Annotated in this window: 10 protein-coding genes; 5 read left to right on the forward strand and 5 right to left on the reverse strand. The window is 60.1% G+C overall.

Annotated features, from left to right (window positions below; all coding sequences use genetic code 11):
• The first annotated feature begins 666 nt into the window (after positions 1-666).
• The 3 genes from ACSOSP_RS05875 (at position 667) to ACSOSP_RS05885 (ending at position 5,372) form a co-directional block, all read left to right on the forward strand.
• The gene (locus ACSOSP_RS05875) at positions 667-2,535 is read left to right on the forward strand and encodes a collagen-like triple helix repeat-containing protein (RefSeq protein ID WP_455310059.1); all 1,869 of its coding nucleotides are present in this window, start codon (positions 667-669) and stop codon (positions 2,533-2,535) included.
• A 499-nt stretch (positions 2,536-3,034) separates the two neighbouring features.
• On the forward strand, positions 3,035-4,738 hold the full coding sequence (locus ACSOSP_RS05880) for a ShlB/FhaC/HecB family hemolysin secretion/activation protein (RefSeq protein WP_455310060.1): 1,704 nt from the start codon (positions 3,035-3,037) through the stop codon (positions 4,736-4,738).
• 160 nt (positions 4,739-4,898) lie between these two features.
• Positions 4,899-5,372 carry a DUF2147 domain-containing protein gene (locus ACSOSP_RS05885; protein ID WP_455310061.1) on the forward strand — a complete coding sequence of 158 codons (474 nt, stop codon included), beginning with the start codon at positions 4,899-4,901 and terminating at the stop codon, positions 5,370-5,372.
• A 158-nt stretch (positions 5,373-5,530) separates the two neighbouring features.
• Here ACSOSP_RS05885 and ACSOSP_RS05890 read toward each other — a convergent pair whose 3' ends face one another.
• From ACSOSP_RS05890 to ACSOSP_RS05910, 5 genes are all read right to left on the reverse strand, one after another.
• A complete protein-coding gene (locus ACSOSP_RS05890; protein WP_455310063.1) occupies positions 5,531-5,992 on the reverse strand; it encodes a transposase in 462 nt (153 codons plus the stop codon).
• Between the two features lie 166 nt (positions 5,993-6,158).
• A complete protein-coding gene (zapE, locus tag ACSOSP_RS05895) occupies positions 6,159-7,256 on the reverse strand; it encodes a cell division protein ZapE (protein WP_455310064.1) in 1,098 nt (365 codons plus the stop codon).
• 135 nt (positions 7,257-7,391) lie between these two features.
• Complete coding sequence (gene lpdA / locus ACSOSP_RS05900; RefSeq protein WP_455310065.1) at positions 7,392-8,822, reverse strand: dihydrolipoyl dehydrogenase; 1,431 nt, start codon at positions 8,820-8,822, stop codon at positions 7,392-7,394.
• Positions 8,823-8,926: 104 nt separating this feature from the next.
• Positions 8,927-10,234: a 2-oxoglutarate dehydrogenase complex dihydrolipoyllysine-residue succinyltransferase gene (gene odhB / locus ACSOSP_RS05905; protein WP_455310066.1), complete on the reverse strand. Its 1,308-nt coding sequence runs from the start codon at positions 10,232-10,234 to the stop codon at positions 8,927-8,929.
• Positions 10,235-10,448: 214 nt separating this feature from the next.
• The gene (locus tag ACSOSP_RS05910; protein WP_455310067.1) at positions 10,449-13,307 is read right to left on the reverse strand and encodes a 2-oxoglutarate dehydrogenase E1 component; all 2,859 of its coding nucleotides are present in this window, start codon (positions 13,305-13,307) and stop codon (positions 10,449-10,451) included.
• Between the two features lie 529 nt (positions 13,308-13,836).
• Here ACSOSP_RS05910 and ACSOSP_RS05915 point away from each other — a divergent pair.
• Both ACSOSP_RS05915 and ACSOSP_RS05920 read left to right on the forward strand, forming a co-directional pair.
• The gene (locus ACSOSP_RS05915) at positions 13,837-15,828 is read left to right on the forward strand and encodes a hypothetical protein (protein WP_455310068.1); all 1,992 of its coding nucleotides are present in this window, start codon (positions 13,837-13,839) and stop codon (positions 15,826-15,828) included.
• A gap of 325 nt (positions 15,829-16,153) precedes the next feature.
• Positions 16,154-17,239, forward strand: a complete 1,086-nt coding sequence (locus ACSOSP_RS05920) for a hypothetical protein (RefSeq protein WP_455310069.1) — start codon at positions 16,154-16,156, stop codon at positions 17,237-17,239.
• Positions 17,240-17,328 lie beyond the last annotated feature (89 nt).

Here is a 17,328-nt window from a genome sequence, read left to right on the forward strand (position 1 = left end):
AACGATTTATAGCCGAACGCTATCTTGAAATCAACAGGGAACGCGCAATAACCTCGTCAGTTGTTACCCTTGATCGATAGACTTTGTGCCACAACAACACTTTGTACTCAAACACTTGCCGCGATCCGTCATTTTTTGTCGAAATCAATCAAACGGCTCGACGGTTAAGTGCCTGGTTAACGGGACTCTTCCTCATTAACTTTATGTATTTTTATCTAGCGTGTACTCTCTAGTTTCATGAGCGTTATTTGGATTACTCAGTGACTTCCGAAATTGGCAATCGTTCGCACTACCGCTGAATGAATGCCTCGCAGTGCCGTAAAAGACAGATGTTTGATTTGTGCCTGACTAGTCAAACGTTAAATATCGAGTGCGCAGTCGAGCGCACAGCCGCACAGGTAACGCACCTGATCCACGTTACGCACGTTACGGCTTCAGGCGTAACGGCCTCAGCCGCACGTTACGTTACGTGACACCTCAAAGCGGCGCCGCTCCATTTCTCCGGTCACTTCAGACCACGGGCAAAGCCAGGCCAGGCTTTATACCGTCTGGTTAACCCGCCGTGCAAACCACGTTGTTCATCTTTCTTCATTCAAATGGCACGCGTCCTGCAATAAGACGATGGCAGTTCCAAAAGCAAAAAACAAAATACCATTCGAGGGCGTTATGAAGACCAATCAAATCCACAGCGGCGCATTGCGCGTCACCATTCTCACTGCGGCTATCGCGACCATGCTGAGCCTTGGCGCCTGCGGCGGCTCGGGCTCAACCAGCAAACAATTGGGCAGTTCGGCATCCGGAGCGATACCGACCGTCGGCGGTACCGGCGGTGCTACAGGTAGCGGATCAGGCGGCGCCGGTGACGGCAGCGGCGGCGCAAGCATCACGGCCGGCGGCGGAGCAAGCACCGATGGCAGCGGCTCCGGCACGGGTTCAGGTAGCGGCGTGGGAATTGGCGGCGCAGGTACAGGCTCTGGCGGAGGAACAGTGGCTGGCGGCGGCACGGGTGGAGGAACGGGTGGCAACGGCGGCGGCACCGGCGGCGGTACGGGTGGTGGAACAGGCGGCGGAACGTCGGTCACGACCCCGGTAGCGGCCGTAGCCGGCGGAGCGGGCAATGTTGTATCGGCAGCAGGCAATGCAGTGACGGGCGTAGGCACGATAGTCGGCAACGCAAACATCCCCGGCGTCAACTCCGGCACGACACAGGCGGCAGGCGGCGTGGTCTCGCATCTCGGCGATGCAGTCGATGCGCTAGGTAACGGCGTCTCGCAAGGGCTGGGCCAGATTGGTTCGAGCGCTAACCCCGTGGGCACGACGCTCGCGAGCACCGGCAACGTGGTTCAACAAGCGGGTGCTGCCGTTAGCAGTGCCGGCGATCTCGTCACCAGCGTCGGCAGTGGCGCGCTCTCCCCGCTTGCTCCCGTGACAACGCCGGTGGGCAGCGTGGTAGGCACCCTGGGCAACGCGGTCACGCAAGCCGGCGGTGCGCTCGGCACGACGCTTTCTACAGGCGCAGTCAGCCAGGTCACGCAGCAGGTCAGCACGGCAATCACGCCGATCACGGCGTTGGCCGGCTCGCTCACGCAGACCGTCGGCTCCGCAACCGGTCTCGGTGCACCCGCCGACAACTTGCTCACCATGCTCGGTGGCGTATTGAAGTCGACGGGCGGCACGGTCGCATCGACGGGTGAGAATCCCCTCGCGACCGGTCTTGGCGGGGTTGTTTCGGCCACGGGCAGCACGCTTGCCTCAGCCGGCGGTCTTGTGAACGGCACACCGGGCGCCAGTCCCCTCTCCCCGGTCACAGGCATTCTCTCAGGCCTGACCGGCGGCTCGGCTGGGGCAAGCGGATCGGGTGGTCCTCTCGCATCCGTCACGGGCCTGGTGAGCGGCTTGCCGGGTGGTTTGACAGGCATCGGCGGCACGGGCGGAACGGGCGGTGCGCTGGCTCCTGTCACGGGTCTTGTCGGAGGTGTGGCGAGCACGGTTGGCGGCCTTGGCGCAGCACCTGGCGCAGCCGGTTCGCTGGCGCCCGTCACAGGCCTGGTCAGCAGCTTGACGGGGGCCGTGGGCGGCGCGGGTGCGGCATCGGGTTCAGGCCCGGCCGCGCCTCTCGCAAGCCTGCTCGGCGGCTTGACGAACACCGTGGGCGCTGTCGCTACCGGCGTGACGACACCCATCGCCGGCGTAGTCGGCGCTACCACGGGTGCGCTGAGCGGCGCAACATCGGGTAGCTCGGCAGGTTCCGCCGGCAACCCGCTGGCATCGGTGACGGGCCTCGTGGGCGGCTTGACAGGTGGCTTGACGGGCGCGGCGTCGGGTACCGGTGCGGGCGTAGGTGCAGGCGTAGGCGCGGGGACCACGACGACGAAATCGCCGTCGAGCGGCGCAACGACCACCACCACTGGCGTAGGCGTTGGGGTGGGCCTATCGAGCACCACGGGCGGCAGCGCGGGCAGCAGCTCGGCGGGCAACCCGCTGGGCGGCGTGAACTCGCTGCTGGGCGGCCTGCTCGGCACCCATAACAAGTGAAATAGACGCCGCCGCAACGCTTGGGCCTCGGGATTTCTCGCCTGGAGCGATGTCCTGAGGCTCACCTGGTCCGTGAACCGGACCGCCCCAGGTTCGGCTCACGGTTTGAAGCATCCTGTAGTCACGTCCCAGCGACAAGGAGGTCGGGTACCTAAATCCCTCATTGATCCTTTCAGTGTCCGGCAAGACCTCGTTTTCCCCGGCGCCGTTCCCGGCGCCGGCTTCTTATCCGGACGGATCTCATTTTGATACCGACAAAGTGAAGGCAAGCGCAAAAAGAGAGGAGAACCGATAAACTAGCTATGAAAAGCGTGAGTGAAATTAGGTTGAGAGAGTAACGAATAAAGCCAAAGGTTATAGCCGCAAGGAGCCGTAATACAGAGGCATGCAGCAGAAGCAGGACCCAGCATCAAACGATGACGAACGCAGCAGGACCTCGGGTCATGTCGACCCAAGCTCCTCAGCAGTTCGCACGAAAAAAGCCAACGAGGGCCGTACCGTGAATACCAAAGAATGGAAATGGACGCTGCTGCTCGCGGCGGTGGCGACGCATGCCGCTCAGGCACAGACCAGCGCACAGGTTGCGCGTCCCGCTCTGGCGGGCAATCCGCTCGACGCGTTGCCGCAAGTGAACGCGCCGCAAAAACCACCGGCGGTTACCGTCGATGTCCAGCCGCAAACCCCGCACATCCAGGAATTGCTTGCACGTCATCTGACGCCGCAAAAGATCGAGGTGGAAGGTGTAAAAGCCATTCCCTTCGATGAAGTCTCGCAACGCTTCACCCCGCTCGTCGGCAAGGACGTCACCATCGGCGAACTAATGGAGACGGCAAACGGTGTGACCGCGCTTTACAAGGAACGGGGTTACGCGCTCTCCTTCGCGTTCGTGCCCGCGCAGACCTTTGAAAATGGTGTGGTGCGCATCACGGTAGTGGAAGGTTACGTAGCCGATATCAAGATCAAGGGCGATCCCGGCACCGCCGAAAAACGCATTCGCGCGATCGCTGACCGAATCCGTGCCGACCGTCCGTTGCGGCAGGAAACCTTCGAGCGTTACGTCAATGTGCTCGGCCTCACGCCCGGTGTGAAGATCGCGGCGACCGTCGCGCCGCCACAGACCACCGACGGCGCGACCACGCTCGAACTGGACGTCGAGCGCAAGCCGTTCAACATCGCGACCGGCATCGACATGAATCATCCGGGCGTGCAGGGCATTGTGACCGCGACGGAGAATGGCCTGCTTGGCCAGGGCGAGACGCTCGGCGCCTCCGCACTGCTGCCGAAGGGCCGCAATGATCAAACCTATTTCGATGTCAACGGTTCATTGCCCATAGGCACCGACGGCTTCACCGTCAAGGCCGATGCTTCGCATTACTATGGACATCCAGTCGATAACCCCGGCCTGCCCTCCTACGTCGAGCGCACCGTCGTCAACGACAAGGTCGGGTTGTCCGCGTCGTATCCGTTCGTGTTGAGCAATACGCGCAGCCTGATCGGCACGGTGGGCGCCTACGCATCGCACGACGAGGACCGCTACAAGAACACCATCACGGGCGCACAATTGGGCCAGCGCTCGCAAGTGCGCGTGACGACGTTGCAACTCGACTACACCGGCGTGGATACAGGCACGGTCCGGCGTGCGAGCCTGAACGTCGCGAAAGCGTTCGATGTGCTTGGCGCCTCGAAGTCAGCGGACACCAACATTCCCGGTGTTGTCACGACCAACCCGGCATCGCTCACCTTCGTGCGCACGGGCGCCACGGTTTCGCAGACCAATGAATGGCCGTTCAAGATCGGCACGTCGATTGCGGCGACCGGGCAGTACAGCGCGGACTCCCTGCCCACGTCCGAGCAGATCGCGTTTGGCGGGCAGCGCTTCGCGCTCGGTTACCAGCCGGGAGAAGCATCGGGCGATTCGGGCTGGGCCGCGTCGGCGGAAATCAACCGGCCGTTTGCAATCGGGCTGGCGTTCATGAAGACCTTCACGCCCTATGTTTCCGTCGATACCGCCCACACGTATCTTCACGCCGCCGGTTCGAAACCGAGCCGCCTGGCGTCAGTAGGCGTGGGCTTCCGGATCTCCGACGCCAGGTACTACAGCCTGGATCTATCGCTGGCGAAACCGGTTGGCGACGCCCCGGTGGAAGGCAACGGATCGCGGAGCCCGCGCGTCAACGCGACCTTTTCCTACCAATTCAATTGACATGGGAAGACTCTGACGAACAACCTGCCCGACTAGAGGGTTTGTACAAAACGCTCCCCATGCTTTGTCGTATTCTGTGCGGCACGCTGCGCCCTGCGCGGCCGGCAATAATGACAACATGGTCAACATATCAAGAGACGTTTTACCTCAAGGAGGCAGCATGAGAGGACTTACCCAGCGCGCGCATCGGCATATCGGACGCATCCTGCTTGCCGGTGCACTGCTCGCCTCGGCCGCAACGAGCATGGCGCAGGCCGCATCGCCCACGGGACTCTGGCAAACCATCGACGACAAGACCGGTCAGCCCAAGGCGCTTGTGCAGATCGTCCAGGACAGTGACGGCACGCTCACCGGCAAGATCCTCACCGGACTCGGCAGCAACGACGATCCGAACCGCCGCTGCACCGCCTGCACGGATTCACGCAAGGACCAGTTGATGAAAGGCATGACCATCATCGACGGCATGAAAGCCGATGGCGACACGTGGGACGGCGGCCAGATCCTCGACCCCGAGAACGGCAAGCTGTACAAATGCAAGATGCATCTGGACGACGGCGGCCAGAAACTCGTGGTGCGCGGATATATAGGCGTGTCGCTGCTCGGACGCTCGCAAACCTGGATTCGGCAACAGTAAAAACGCCTTGGCTGACTGAACGACTGAACGCATGACTGAACGCGTGACTGAACGCATGAAGCGAAAGAAAACCCGGCTGGAGACTCAAGGTTTCCAGCCGGGTTTTTTGTACACGAGCGAGCGTTTCTCGAATTTTCTCCCGAGTCGTCTTTCCCTCATCAAGCCGCGTGACGCACACCGCCTCGCACGTATTCGACCGGCCCGGCCGGGGTAACCGCAGGCTGCGGTACGAGCACTGGCCGCGCGTCGCCGTGCACTTCATCGGTCGCAACCGCACGAGCGCCGAATCCCTCAGGCAACTCGGTCGGCACCCGCATGCGCGAGGTCATCAACGAGTACAAACCTTCACTCGCCAAACCGAACAACTGCTGCATCACACGTGCGAGCACGCCGGAGTCATGCCATGCCTTGAAGCGCCGGTGACACGTCTGATACGAAGGATATTTGCGCGGCAACGTTGACCATGAAGCCCCGCTGTACATCACCCAGAGCACGCCATTGAGCACGGCGCGGGTGTTGGCAAGCGGACGTCCGCGCAGTTCGGAACGGGGACGCAACTCAGGCAGCAGCGGCGCCACCATTTGCCATTCTTCGTCGGACATATCACGGTAAGGCTTCATGGTTTTCTCCAGTCACAAGTAAGTGATTAGAAGATACCGATCCGCCCGAAACCCCGGAATAAGACATGTCCGAATCTTGAAATACGGCCCGAAGCCTTACAGCAGTAAGCTGACCTCGAAATTATGAGTCTCGCATTGTCAACTCGTCCGTTCGGCCGACGTTGCTTCAGGTCAGCGATGTATCCACCAGCCGCCGCTCCGACTCCAGATACTCCTTCGACTGCATCTCGGTGATCCGCGACACCGTGCGGGCGAATTCGTTGGCCATCGGCCCTTCCACGTACAGTTCTTCCGCTGGCACCGCGGCCGACATCAACAGCTTCACCTTGTGGTCGTAGAACACATCGATCAGCCACGTAAAACGCCGTGCCTCCGATGCGTTGCGTGGCGACATCTTCGGTACCTCGGAGAGAATCACCGCATGGAAGCGGCTCGCCAGCTCAAGGTAATCGTTCTGCGAACGCGGGCCGCCGCAGAGCGTGGCGAAGTCGAACCAGACGACGCCATCGGCTTTGCGCAGCGCCTTGAGTTCGCGCTTCTCGATGCGCAGGAGCGGGCTCTCGTCCGGCACCGCAGCAAGCTTCGCGAAGTCGGCACGCAGCGCCTTGTCGGCGGCCGCGCCCAGCGGCGTGTGATACGCGGTCACTTGCGACAAGGTCCGCTTACGATAATCCGTGCCGGCATCAACATTGATCACGTCCAGCTTCGACTTGATCAGCTCAATGGCAGGCAGCAGCCGGTCGCGATGCAACCCATCGGGATACAACAAGTCGGGGTCGTAGTTCGACGTCATCACGAACTGCACGCCGGCGCCAAACAAGCGGTCGAGCAGCCGATAGAGAATCATGGCGTCGGCAATATCCGAGATATGGAACTCGTCGAAGCAGATCAAGCGATAGCGCTTCGCGACGCGTCGCGCGAGTTCATCGAGCGGATCGGCCGTGCCTTTCAGCTCCTCCAGCTCGCGATGCACCTCGCGCATGAACTCGTGGAAATGCAGGCGGGTCTTGCGCTGCACCGGCACGACCGCGAAGAAGCTGTCCATCAGGAAGCTCTTGCCGCGCCCTACACCGCCCCACATGTAGACGCCACGCGGCAACTCCGGGTGCACGAGCAGCTTCTTGAACGCATTCGAGCGGCGCGCCTTGTAGCCGACCCACTCGTCGTAGCAACGCTGCAAGCGTTCGACCGCCGCGAGCTGGGCTGCGTCCGACTGGTAACCCCGCGTCTGCAGTTCGTTTTCGTAGTATTCGTTGACGTTCATGGTGCGAGGGACCGGGTGCCCTAAAGTGGGCCAAATGAGCCGAGGGAGCAAAGGCCGTGGATAAAACAAAGGCGAGCGGGAAAACTCCCGCCCGCCTTCGTCCTGCTGCTCAAACTATGCCGCGTGTTGCTACGTTCACATATTGAGCGCGCGTTTGTCGACGGCGAGCGCGGCTTCGCGCATCACTTCGGACAACGACGGGTGCGGATGGCAGATCCGGCCGATATCTTCCGATGCCGCCTTGAACTCCATCGCCACCACGGCTTCAGCGATCAGGTCCGACGCGTTCGCCGCAATGATGTGGCAACCGAGCAGCTCGTCGGTCTTCGCGTCCGCGATCATCTTCACGAACCCATCCGCCTTGCCGATACCCAGCGCGCGGCCATTGGCCATCATCGGGAACTGGCCGGTCTTGATCTCGCGGCCTTCGGCCTTCAACTGCTGTTCCGTCTTGCCGACCCACGCAATTTCCGGTTCGGTGTAGATCACCCAGGGAATGCAGTTGTAGTCGATATGCGGCTTCTGACCGTCGATAATCTCGGCCACCAGCACGCCTTCGTCTTCGGCCTTGTGCGCGAGCATCGGTCCACGCACCACGTCGCCGATTGCGTACACGTTCGCCACGCTCGTCGCGCAATGGTCATCGACAGGAACAAAACCCCGTTCGTCCGTCTTCAGGCCGATGGCTTCCAGACCGAGGTTGTCCGTGTTCGGCACGCGGCCGATCGACACGATCAGGCGGTCAGCGTCGAGCGTCTGCGCGTTGCCGTCCTTGTCGGTGTACGCGACCGAGACGCTCGAATCCGTCGTCTTCACTTCGCCGATCTTCACGCCGAGATGAATGTCCAGACCTTGCTTCTTGAATTGCTTCGCGGCTTCTTTCGCGAGCGACTCATCGCATGCGCCGAGGAACGCCGGCAACGCTTCGAGCACGGTTACGTCCGCACCCAGACGGCGCCACACCGAACCCAGTTCCAGCCCGATCACGCCCGCGCCAATCACGGCCAGCTTCTTCGGCACGGCGTCGAACGTCAGCGCGCCTTCGTTGTCGGCAACGATCTTGTTGTCGACCGGAATGCCCGGCAAATGACGCGCCTTCGATCCCGTCGCGATGATCACGTTCTTCGCCGTCACGGTTTCGGTTTCCGCTTCGCCGCTCACTTCGATCTGCACGCCGGCGTCCGTCTTGCCGGTGAACTTGCCGTGACCCTTCAGCCACGTGATCTTGTTCTTGCGGAACAGGAACTCGATCCCCTTCGTCATCTTCTCGACAATGCCGTCCTTGCGGGCGAGCATCTTCGAGATATCCAGCTTCACGTCGCCCACGTTGATACCGTGATCGGCCAGGTGATGGGAAACGTTTTCAAACTCTTCCGACGATGCCAGCAACGCCTTCGACGGAATGCAGCCCACGTTCAGGCACGTGCCGCCGAGCTTCAGGGTACCGGCCGGGTTTTTCCAGCTTTCAATACACGCAACCGACTTGCCGAGTTGCGCTGCGCGAATCGCCGCGATGTACCCGCCAGGGCCTGCACCAATCACGACGACATCAAATTCCTTGGACATGACTATCCTTCTCTTGTTGGATACGCGACGCGTCCGGGCCTACCGAACGCGCCATGAGTCCCAAATAAGGTTCTACTGCCAGATTTAAAGGGCCAGCGCGGGATTTACAGGTCCAGCAGCAGGCGCGCCGGATCTTCCAGCGCATCCTTCATCGCGACCAGCGACAGCACGGCTTCACGGCCATCGATGATCCGGTGGTCGTAGGACAGCGCCAGGTAGTTCATCGGACGGATCACGATCTGGCCGTTCTCGACCACTGCGCGTTCCTTCGTTGCATGCACGCCCAAAATGGCCGACTGCGGCGGGTTGATAATCGGCGTGGACAACATGGAACCGAATACACCACCGTTCGAGATCGAGAACGTACCGCCAGTCATTTCTTCGATCGACAGCTTGCCGTCGCGCGCTTTCAAGCCGTATTCGGCAATCTTCTTCTCGATGTCAGCCAGGCTCAGTTGATCCGCATTGCGAACGATCGGCACCACGAGACCACGCGGCGAACCGACAGCGATACCGATATCGAAGTAACCGTGATAGACGATGTCGTTACCGTCGATCGATGCATTCACCAGCGGATACTTCTTCAGCGCGTGGACGGCAGCCTTCACGAAGAACGACATGAAGCCGAGCTTCACGCCATGTTCCTTCTCGAACTTGTCCTTGTACTTGTTGCGCAGGTCCATCACCGGCGCCATGTTCACTTCGTTGAACGTGGTCAGGATGGCGTTGGTTTGCTGCGACTCGAGCAGACGCTCGGCGATACGTGCGCGCAGGCGCGACATCGGCACGCGTTGTTCCGGACGATCCTTCAGCCATTGATCGGCGCCCGGCGCCTTCACGTCCGGCAGGGACGGCTTGGCAGCCTTGGCGGGAGCAGCGGCCTTGGCAGCAGGCGCCGCCACAGCAGCGGAAACAGCCGGCGCGCCTTGCGGGGCAGCCAGTGCGTCGCCCTTCGTGATGCGGCCATCGCGGCCCGAACCCGAAACCTGGTCGCTCGAGACGTTCTTCTCGGCCAGGATCTTCGCAGCGGAAGGCGAAGCGGACGTGTTCGAAGCGCTTGCCGTTGCGCTGGCCGAAGCCGTTGCAGCTTCCGGTTGCGGTTGCGCGGCCGGTGCCGGCTGCACTTCAGCTGCGCCTGCGGCGGCAGCCACTGGCGCTGCGCCCGCTTTCGCTTCCGTATCGATCGTCGCGATCAATTCTTCGGCCGTCACTATGTCGCCGTCATGCTTGATCACTTGTCCCAACACGCCGGCAGCCGGTGCCGGCACTTCCAGCACCACCTTATCCGTTTCGACTTCGACGAGAATCTCGTCAATGGCAACTGCTTCACCCGGCTTTTTCTTCCACGTCAGCAAAGTGCCTTCAGACACGGACTCAGAGAGCTGGGGAACCTTGACTTCTACGATAGACATTATGTTTTTTCCTGAATGTATCTGGGTACAACGTCAATTCTTGAGGAGTTCGACGCCGTCAATTCTTGGGTGACCGAAACGTGCAAATGCCACGCGCGCCTAACTAACGTCGAGCGCTGCGTCTGCATTTCACGTTCAAAATCGAAACTCGAATCACAGGACAGCGCATGAAAAACCGGGGAGCCGCCAACAGCGACACCCCGGTTACAGCCGTTTATTTCGAGATCGTCTGCGCGCCCTTCAACCGGCCAAACGCGCCTTCGATCAGCGCCTTCAGCTGCTCGTAGTGCTTCGCGTAGTAGCCGACCGCCGGGGATGCCGATGCCGGACGGCCGCTGTACGCCAGCTTCTGTCCTTCACGCATGCCTTCACGCAGATGGTGCTCGATGTAGAACCAGGCGCCCTGGTTCTGCGGCTCGTCCTGTGCCCAGACCACTTCGTTCGCGTTTTCGTATTTCTTGATTTCCGCGTCGAATTGCTTGTGAGCGAACGGATACAACTGTTCGATACGGATGATCGCGACGTCGTTCGCCTTCGCTTCGCGACGATGCGCCACGAGGTCGTAATACACGCGACCCGAGCACACGATCACGCGCTTGACCTTCTTCGGCTCGATCACGGCATCCACTTCGCCGATGATCGGCTGGAACGAGCCCTTCGCCAGTTCCGACAGATCCGACACCGCTTCCTTGTGGCGCAGCAGCGACTTTGGCGTAGCGACGATCAGCGGCTTCCTGAACAAGCGGATCATCTGACGGCGCAGCAGATGGAAAATCTGCGCCGGCGTGGTCGGCTGGACCACTTGCATGTTGTGGTCCGCGCACAGCTGCAGGAACCGTTCGATACGCGCCGACGAATGCTCCGGACCTTGCCCTTCATAACCGTGCGGCAGCAGCATGGTGAGACCGGAAACACGGCCCCACTTCACTTCGCCCGACGAGATGAATTGGTCGATCACGACTTGCGCGCCGTTCACGAAGTCGCCGAATTGTGCTTCCCATGCGACGAGCGTGTTCGGTTCAGCGGTCGAATAACCGTACTCGAAACCGAGCACCGCTTCTTCCGACAGCACCGAGTCGATCACCGTGAACTTCGCCTGACCTTCAGCAATGTTCTGCAGCGGAATGTACGTGCCGTCGTTCCAGCGTTCGCGATTCTGATCGTGCAGCACGGCGTGACGGTGCGTGAACGTGCCACGGCCCGAGTCCTGGCCCGTGAGACGCACGGCATAACCCGACGCCACCAGCGACGCGTAAGCCAGATGCTCGCCCATGCCCCAGTCGAGCTTCGCTTCGCCACGGCCCATCGCGCGGCGATCGTTGATCACGCGCTCGACCAGCGGATGCACCTTGAAGTTATCGGGAACGGTGGTGATCCGTTCAGCCAGACGCTTCAGTTCGGCCAGCGGCACGGCGGTGTCGGCGGCATCGGTCCACTTGCGGTTCAGGAACGGCACCCAGTCCACCGCGTACTTGCTCTTGTAGTTCGAGAGCACCGGATCGACCGTGTGATGACCGTCGTCCATTGCCTGGCGATACGCCTTCACGTAACCGTCAGCGTCTTCCGCCGTCATCACGCCCTGCTGCACGAGCTTTTCAGCGTACAGCGCGCGCGTACCCGGATGCTTTGCAATCGTCTTGTACATCAGCGGCTGCGTGACCGCCGGCGTGTCCTGCTCGTTGTGACCCAACTTGCGGAAACAGATGATGTCGACAACCACGTCCTTGTGGAACTGCATGCGGAAATCGATAGCCAGCTGCGTGCACAGCACGACCGCTTCCGGATCGTCGCCGTTCACGTGCAGCACCGGCGCTTCGATCATCTTCGCCACGTCCGAGCAATACAGCGTCGAGCGCGCATCGCGCGGGTCGGACGTCGTGAAGCCGATCTGGTTATTGATGACGATATGCAGCGTGCCATGCGTGCCGTAACCGCGCGTTTGCGCGAGGTTCAGCGTTTCCATCACCACGCCCTGACCGGCAAACGCCGCGTCGCCGTGAATCTGGACCGGCAGCACTTGCAGGCCGTCGATGTCGCCGCGACGGTCCATACGCGCCTTCGCCGACCCTTCGACCACCGGGTTCACGATTTCAAGGTGCGACGGGTTGAACGCGAGCGACAAGTGCACCGGGCCGCCATCGGTTGAAACGTCCGACGAGAAACCCTTGTGATACTTCACGTCACCGGCCGGCAGGTCATCGACGTGCTTGCCTTCGAATTCGGCGAAGAGATCAGCCGGCATCTTGCCCAGCGTGTTCACGAGAACGTTCAGACGTCCGCGGTGAGCCATGCCGATGATGATTTCCTGCACGCCGGCAGCGCCCGCGTGGCGCACGACTTCGTCCATCGACGCGATGAAGCTTTCGCCGCCTTCCAGCGAGAAACGCTTCTGGCCGACATATTTCGTATGCAAGAAACGCTCGAGCCCTTCGGACGCCGTCAGGCGCTGAAGAATGTGCTTTTTCTTGTCAGGGGAGAAATTCGGGGTGGAGCGGATTGATTCGAGCTTCTCTTTCCACCAGCGCTTCTGTTCCGGATCGCTGATGTACATGAACTCGGCGCCGATCGTGCCGCAGTACGTGTCACGCAATGCCTTCACAATCTCGCGCAGCGATGCCTGTTCGAAGCCGAAATACAGGTTCTGTGCATGGAACGCCTGGTCCATGTCGGCTTCGGTGAAGTCGTAGAACGCGGGTTCGAGCTCAGGAATGGCCGGGCGCTCGCGGCGCTTCAGCGGATCGAGGTTGGCCCATTGGGAGCCGAGGAAACGGTAGGCGCCAATCAGCGACTGGACGTAGACCTGCTTGCGCGCGGTCGCCAGATCACCGGTGCTCTCGCGCGGCACGAAGCCGTTCGATTTCGCGCGTTGCGCGAATGATTCGACGATCGGGCCGTGGGCCACGTCGTTGTGATTCGTCCCATCCGATGCAGGCACGTTCTGCAGCGCATCGAAATAGGTACGCCAGGTCTCGGGCACTGACGCGGGATTATCGAGATATGCCTCGTACTGTTCTTCGACATACGGGGCATTACCGCCGAACAAATAAGAGTTCAGCTGGGGATTCTTCATCATTTTTACGCTCACCTTTCTTCGAGTTTCTCGAGAAATAGCGGGTTACTCAACCTTCCGCAACACGGCCTGACCGTTTAGCGGATTGCGCGAATCAAGTCTGCTTGGAAGGACCTAAAACTGGCATCGCGGATAGCATAGCACATAACAGATACTCCAGATAGCAGGCATGGCGCCGCGGAAGCCCGTCCCATGAGGCTTTCGGACATATTCTCATGACGCGCGGCACTGCTCTCCCACCCTGGACCGAGTTTTTGCTGCGCCCTGGGCGCGGCATCCGAGAAGTTGCCGGAAGCAATCGCAATCGGCGCAGGACGGCTACTGAGTACACGCTCGCTCTTGGATCCTGAACGGCCGTGCACATCGCCGTGCATAACTATTCAACACCTCGCTCACACGATTTTCCACACACTGAAGGCACGCAATACGGTTGCGGCGTTGGCGCCCAGCAGCGCAGATCGCCGATGCCGCTGTGTACCGGCGCGCTTGTCCGACCTCACGCCGTTCGCCACTGCCACAATGGAGCAGCAAAATGGAAGTCACGACTCAATACTCGAGTACATCCGCACGGACCATGGCGCCAGACACGCTCGCAGACGAAGCGCCAGCCGCGAACGGACCGCGCGCCCAACCAAAGGTATTTCCGGAGGCCCATGCTTCAGCTCAATTCGCAGTGAAGCCGAATGACGGGTTGTCCAAGCGAGATCCCGAACCGATCGGTCGCACCCCGCCTTATGTTGGCGCAGGCTTGTCACACCCCAACGACACCCTCCCTATGGAAGAGCACGGTGGCGCGCCGGACGCATGCGCGAAATCGGCCTTTCGTGAATGTCGCGGCGGCGAAGCTCTCGAAGCGAACTCCTCCTCGTACGTGCAATTCGATCAATTCGACCACAAAGAGACGGCAGGCAATGACGGACGTGGAACTTGCGATGGCATTCTCCGCGAAGCACTGCGTCGTGTTGACCGCAATTACGGAGGCGAAACATCAAATTTACGATCGGTTGTCATCGACATGAGGGGCGAGATGAGCAGCGGCCGCTCAGACCGAACCAACATTTACGGCCGAATTCAGGCATTTCAGAGCAAGCCTGGCTCCTTGGCACTGAGCAACTACCGCGAGTCCTCGAACGCGGATCTGAATCCGCACGGCAGGACGTCACACGTGGATGCCGTAGACGGCCTGGTCGACAGCGTTTCCTTTATGCGCAGGGGCGGCCTCGCATACATTAACGCAGGCATTCGAAGCGCTGATGCAACAGGCCCAGAGACTAGCGGCCACGCTCTGCTCTTGCAGCACCTTCCTGCAGCGGACGCACGGACCGGTTCGGATCAGTACACGATCTTCGACCCGAATAACGGTGCATTCACCTACGACAGTCTGGACAAGATGCAAGGCGCCTTGCGAGACTACATGAACTCGGCATATACGGAGGACGATAACGTTGCAACGCCAAACAAGATCCAGTTCTTTAGTCCACCTAATGCACCGAACTGGGGCTCGCTGCCCCCAACGACAAGCGTGCCAGGCAGTGTCGACGCAAATAGTCTCGAGCCTACAGAATTGGAGCATCACCGGTATCTCGGATCTGATCGCTCCCAGGCTAACGCCGACAATAAGTACCCAAGCGTTGACGAGACAGCAGCAGCCATGCGGGAAAAGCGCGGCGGCGTGTTGGGCTCGTGCGCGAACTCGATGTTTCGGGAATGCCGGGGCGGTGAAGCCCTCAAAGACGGTGCGGGGAGAATGGTGTTGTTCGATCAAAACAACCGCAGAGAGACCAGAGGTGATGATGGAAGAGGAACCTGCGAAGGTATCGTTCGCGAAGCAATGCGTCGCATTGACCGCAGTTATGTTGCCAGATCCGCGATAGATTTGACGGACGCAGTCTTCAGCATGCGGAGTGATATGCGCACCAGCAGCACGGCGAGAGAATCTGGCATCTTCCACTATATCGACACATACCAGCACAACCGAAATGTCCTTGCACTACGGATTTACGGGCAATCTAGGGACGTGAATTTCAGTGCACACGGCCCATCGTCGCCAGAGGATCGCCGAAATAGCCTCATTGACCGCCTGAACTCGATGCCTCCGGGGGCGCTTGCATTCGTAGGCCTACGCATTCAAACTCCCGGCGCGACGAGCCAGGAGGATAACGGCCATGCGATCCTGATCCAGCGGAATCACGACGTGCCGCACCCCGACGGAGCCCCACCTGATCATCGTTATATTATCTTCGACCCGAACAACGGTACGTTCGAGTACGACACGCAAGCCGCCATGAACGCCGCATTGCGAAACTATATGGACACAGCCTATACAGAAATTCACGCCACAGTTACGCCGGATCGCGCCATATTCTATAACCCGCGCAGATTGGTGCGTGAGAACCCTGTATTGCCCGAACCAACCCTCGTCCCTCCGTCCCTCCAATTGCCCGAGCCACCAACATTGATGCAGCCATCTCCACAGGGCAATGATGGAGCAAGGGATCCCGAAGATCCCCATTCCGGTCTGTAGCGAAGCCCGCCACTGACAAGTTCGGGGCGCTGACCCGGCGACGAATCGGGCAACAATTTCGGATAGCATACCACCGGGAAGCGGAAAGCTCACGGAGCTATCCACCTGCTCAATGACTGGCGAGAGGCCGTGCTCGCTGATGCCTCCTGATCGGCAGCGCGGCACCGTCATATCTATTCAGCACCTCGCCCGTGAAATTTTCCACACACTGGATGTACGCAAAACGGTTCCGACAGCGTCGCCTTGAAGTGGGGATAGCCCGGACCGCTGCGTATCAGCATGCTGTGCACCTTATATTTTCTTAGGATTCCAAGCGGAGCAGAAAATGGAAGTTTCCACCCAGTACACGAGTGCATCTACGTCAGCGATATCCCCTGGACCATTCGCAGAACAATCGTCGTCCGCGACAGCACCGTCCGCTCAGACAAAGATGTTCCCCGAACACAGCTTCGCAAATCGATCCTCCATTGCGACACCTGACCAGTCAGCCATCGCCCATCGCAGCGCAACTGGCAGCTCCCAGACTGGAGCCGGAAAAGTTGACGCGAAGGCAGATCAGCCACTCAGCCGCGAGAAGCGCGGCGCCGTCCTAGGCGCGTGCGCAAAGTCGGACTTTCGCGAATGCCGGGGTGGCAGTGCCCTCGAAGGCAATGCGTCATCACACGTGCTATTCGACCAATTCGATCGTAAAGAGACAAGGGGTGAGGAGGGGCGGGGAACATGTGAGGGCATCGCTCGCGAAGCAATGCGTCGCGTTGACCGCGCCTACGGCACAGCAACACAAGGCTTGAGCTCGGCAGTCAGCAGCATGGTCACCGATATGGACGGCAAAACAACCGCTCGAGACGATACCTATGGAAGGATTGAGAGATACCAGCACAACCCGGGCACGCTCGGACTGAGCAACTACCGCCAATCATCGACCGTGAATCTCAACCCGGACGGCACATCGTCGCGTGAAAATCGTATAAACGGGCTTATCGACAGCACATCCGACATGCCGTTGGGCGGCCTCGCTTACATTCGTGTGGGCATTCAAAGGGCTGACCAGATGGGGCCGGAGCCTAGTGGTCATGTACTGCTCGTGCAGCGCCTCCCCCAGGACACACAGGGTGACGGCTACGCCTCGCCGGATCGATATCAGGTATTCGACCCGAACAACGGTGTTTTTACGTACGACAGCCTGGATCAGATGCAAACATCCCTGAGAAGCTATATGGATTCAGCATATAACGAAGATGGTGACATCGCCGCGCCTAACATCGTCCTTAACTTTGCGCCCGCCAATAGCGGCGACTATGGTTCACTGCCTCCGACAACCACCGTTCCCGCCCCGCCCATTAATCAACTTGAGCCTCCAGAGTTGCTACAACACTTTGGTCATTTCGCAGCCGGCGGCTCGGGAATGTAATCGCACCGCAGATAAAATTAAACCGGTAACCAAACAAAGTGTTGCAGCATAGGATACACAACGAAAAAGCCGTTCCGGGCATGCCCGGA

The sequence above is a fragment of the Caballeronia sp. KNU42 genome (assembly GCF_053760385.1).

Bases quoted from the DNA above. Each gene is read 5' to 3' on its own strand.
- ACSOSP_RS05875 (WP_455310059.1), top strand. From the start codon at position 667: ATGAAGACCAATCAAATCCACAGCGGCGCATTGCGCGTCACCATTCTC.
- ACSOSP_RS05885 (WP_455310061.1), top strand. From the start codon at position 4,899: ATGAGAGGACTTACCCAGCGCGCGCATCGGCATATCGGACGCATCCTG.
- ACSOSP_RS05890 (WP_455310063.1), bottom strand. From the start codon at position 5,992: ATGAAGCCTTACCGTGATATGTCCGACGAAGAATGGCAAATGGTGGCG.
- zapE (WP_455310064.1), bottom strand. From the start codon at position 7,256: ATGAACGTCAACGAATACTACGAAAACGAACTGCAGACGCGGGGTTAC.
- lpdA (WP_455310065.1), bottom strand. From the start codon at position 8,822: ATGTCCAAGGAATTTGATGTCGTCGTGATTGGTGCAGGCCCTGGCGGG.
- odhB (WP_455310066.1), bottom strand. From the start codon at position 10,234: ATGTCTATCGTAGAAGTCAAGGTTCCCCAGCTCTCTGAGTCCGTGTCT.
- ACSOSP_RS05910 (WP_455310067.1), bottom strand. From the start codon at position 13,307: ATGATGAAGAATCCCCAGCTGAACTCTTATTTGTTCGGCGGTAATGCC.
- ACSOSP_RS05915 (WP_455310068.1), top strand. From the start codon at position 13,837: ATGGAAGTCACGACTCAATACTCGAGTACATCCGCACGGACCATGGCG.
- ACSOSP_RS05920 (WP_455310069.1), top strand. From the start codon at position 16,154: ATGGAAGTTTCCACCCAGTACACGAGTGCATCTACGTCAGCGATATCC.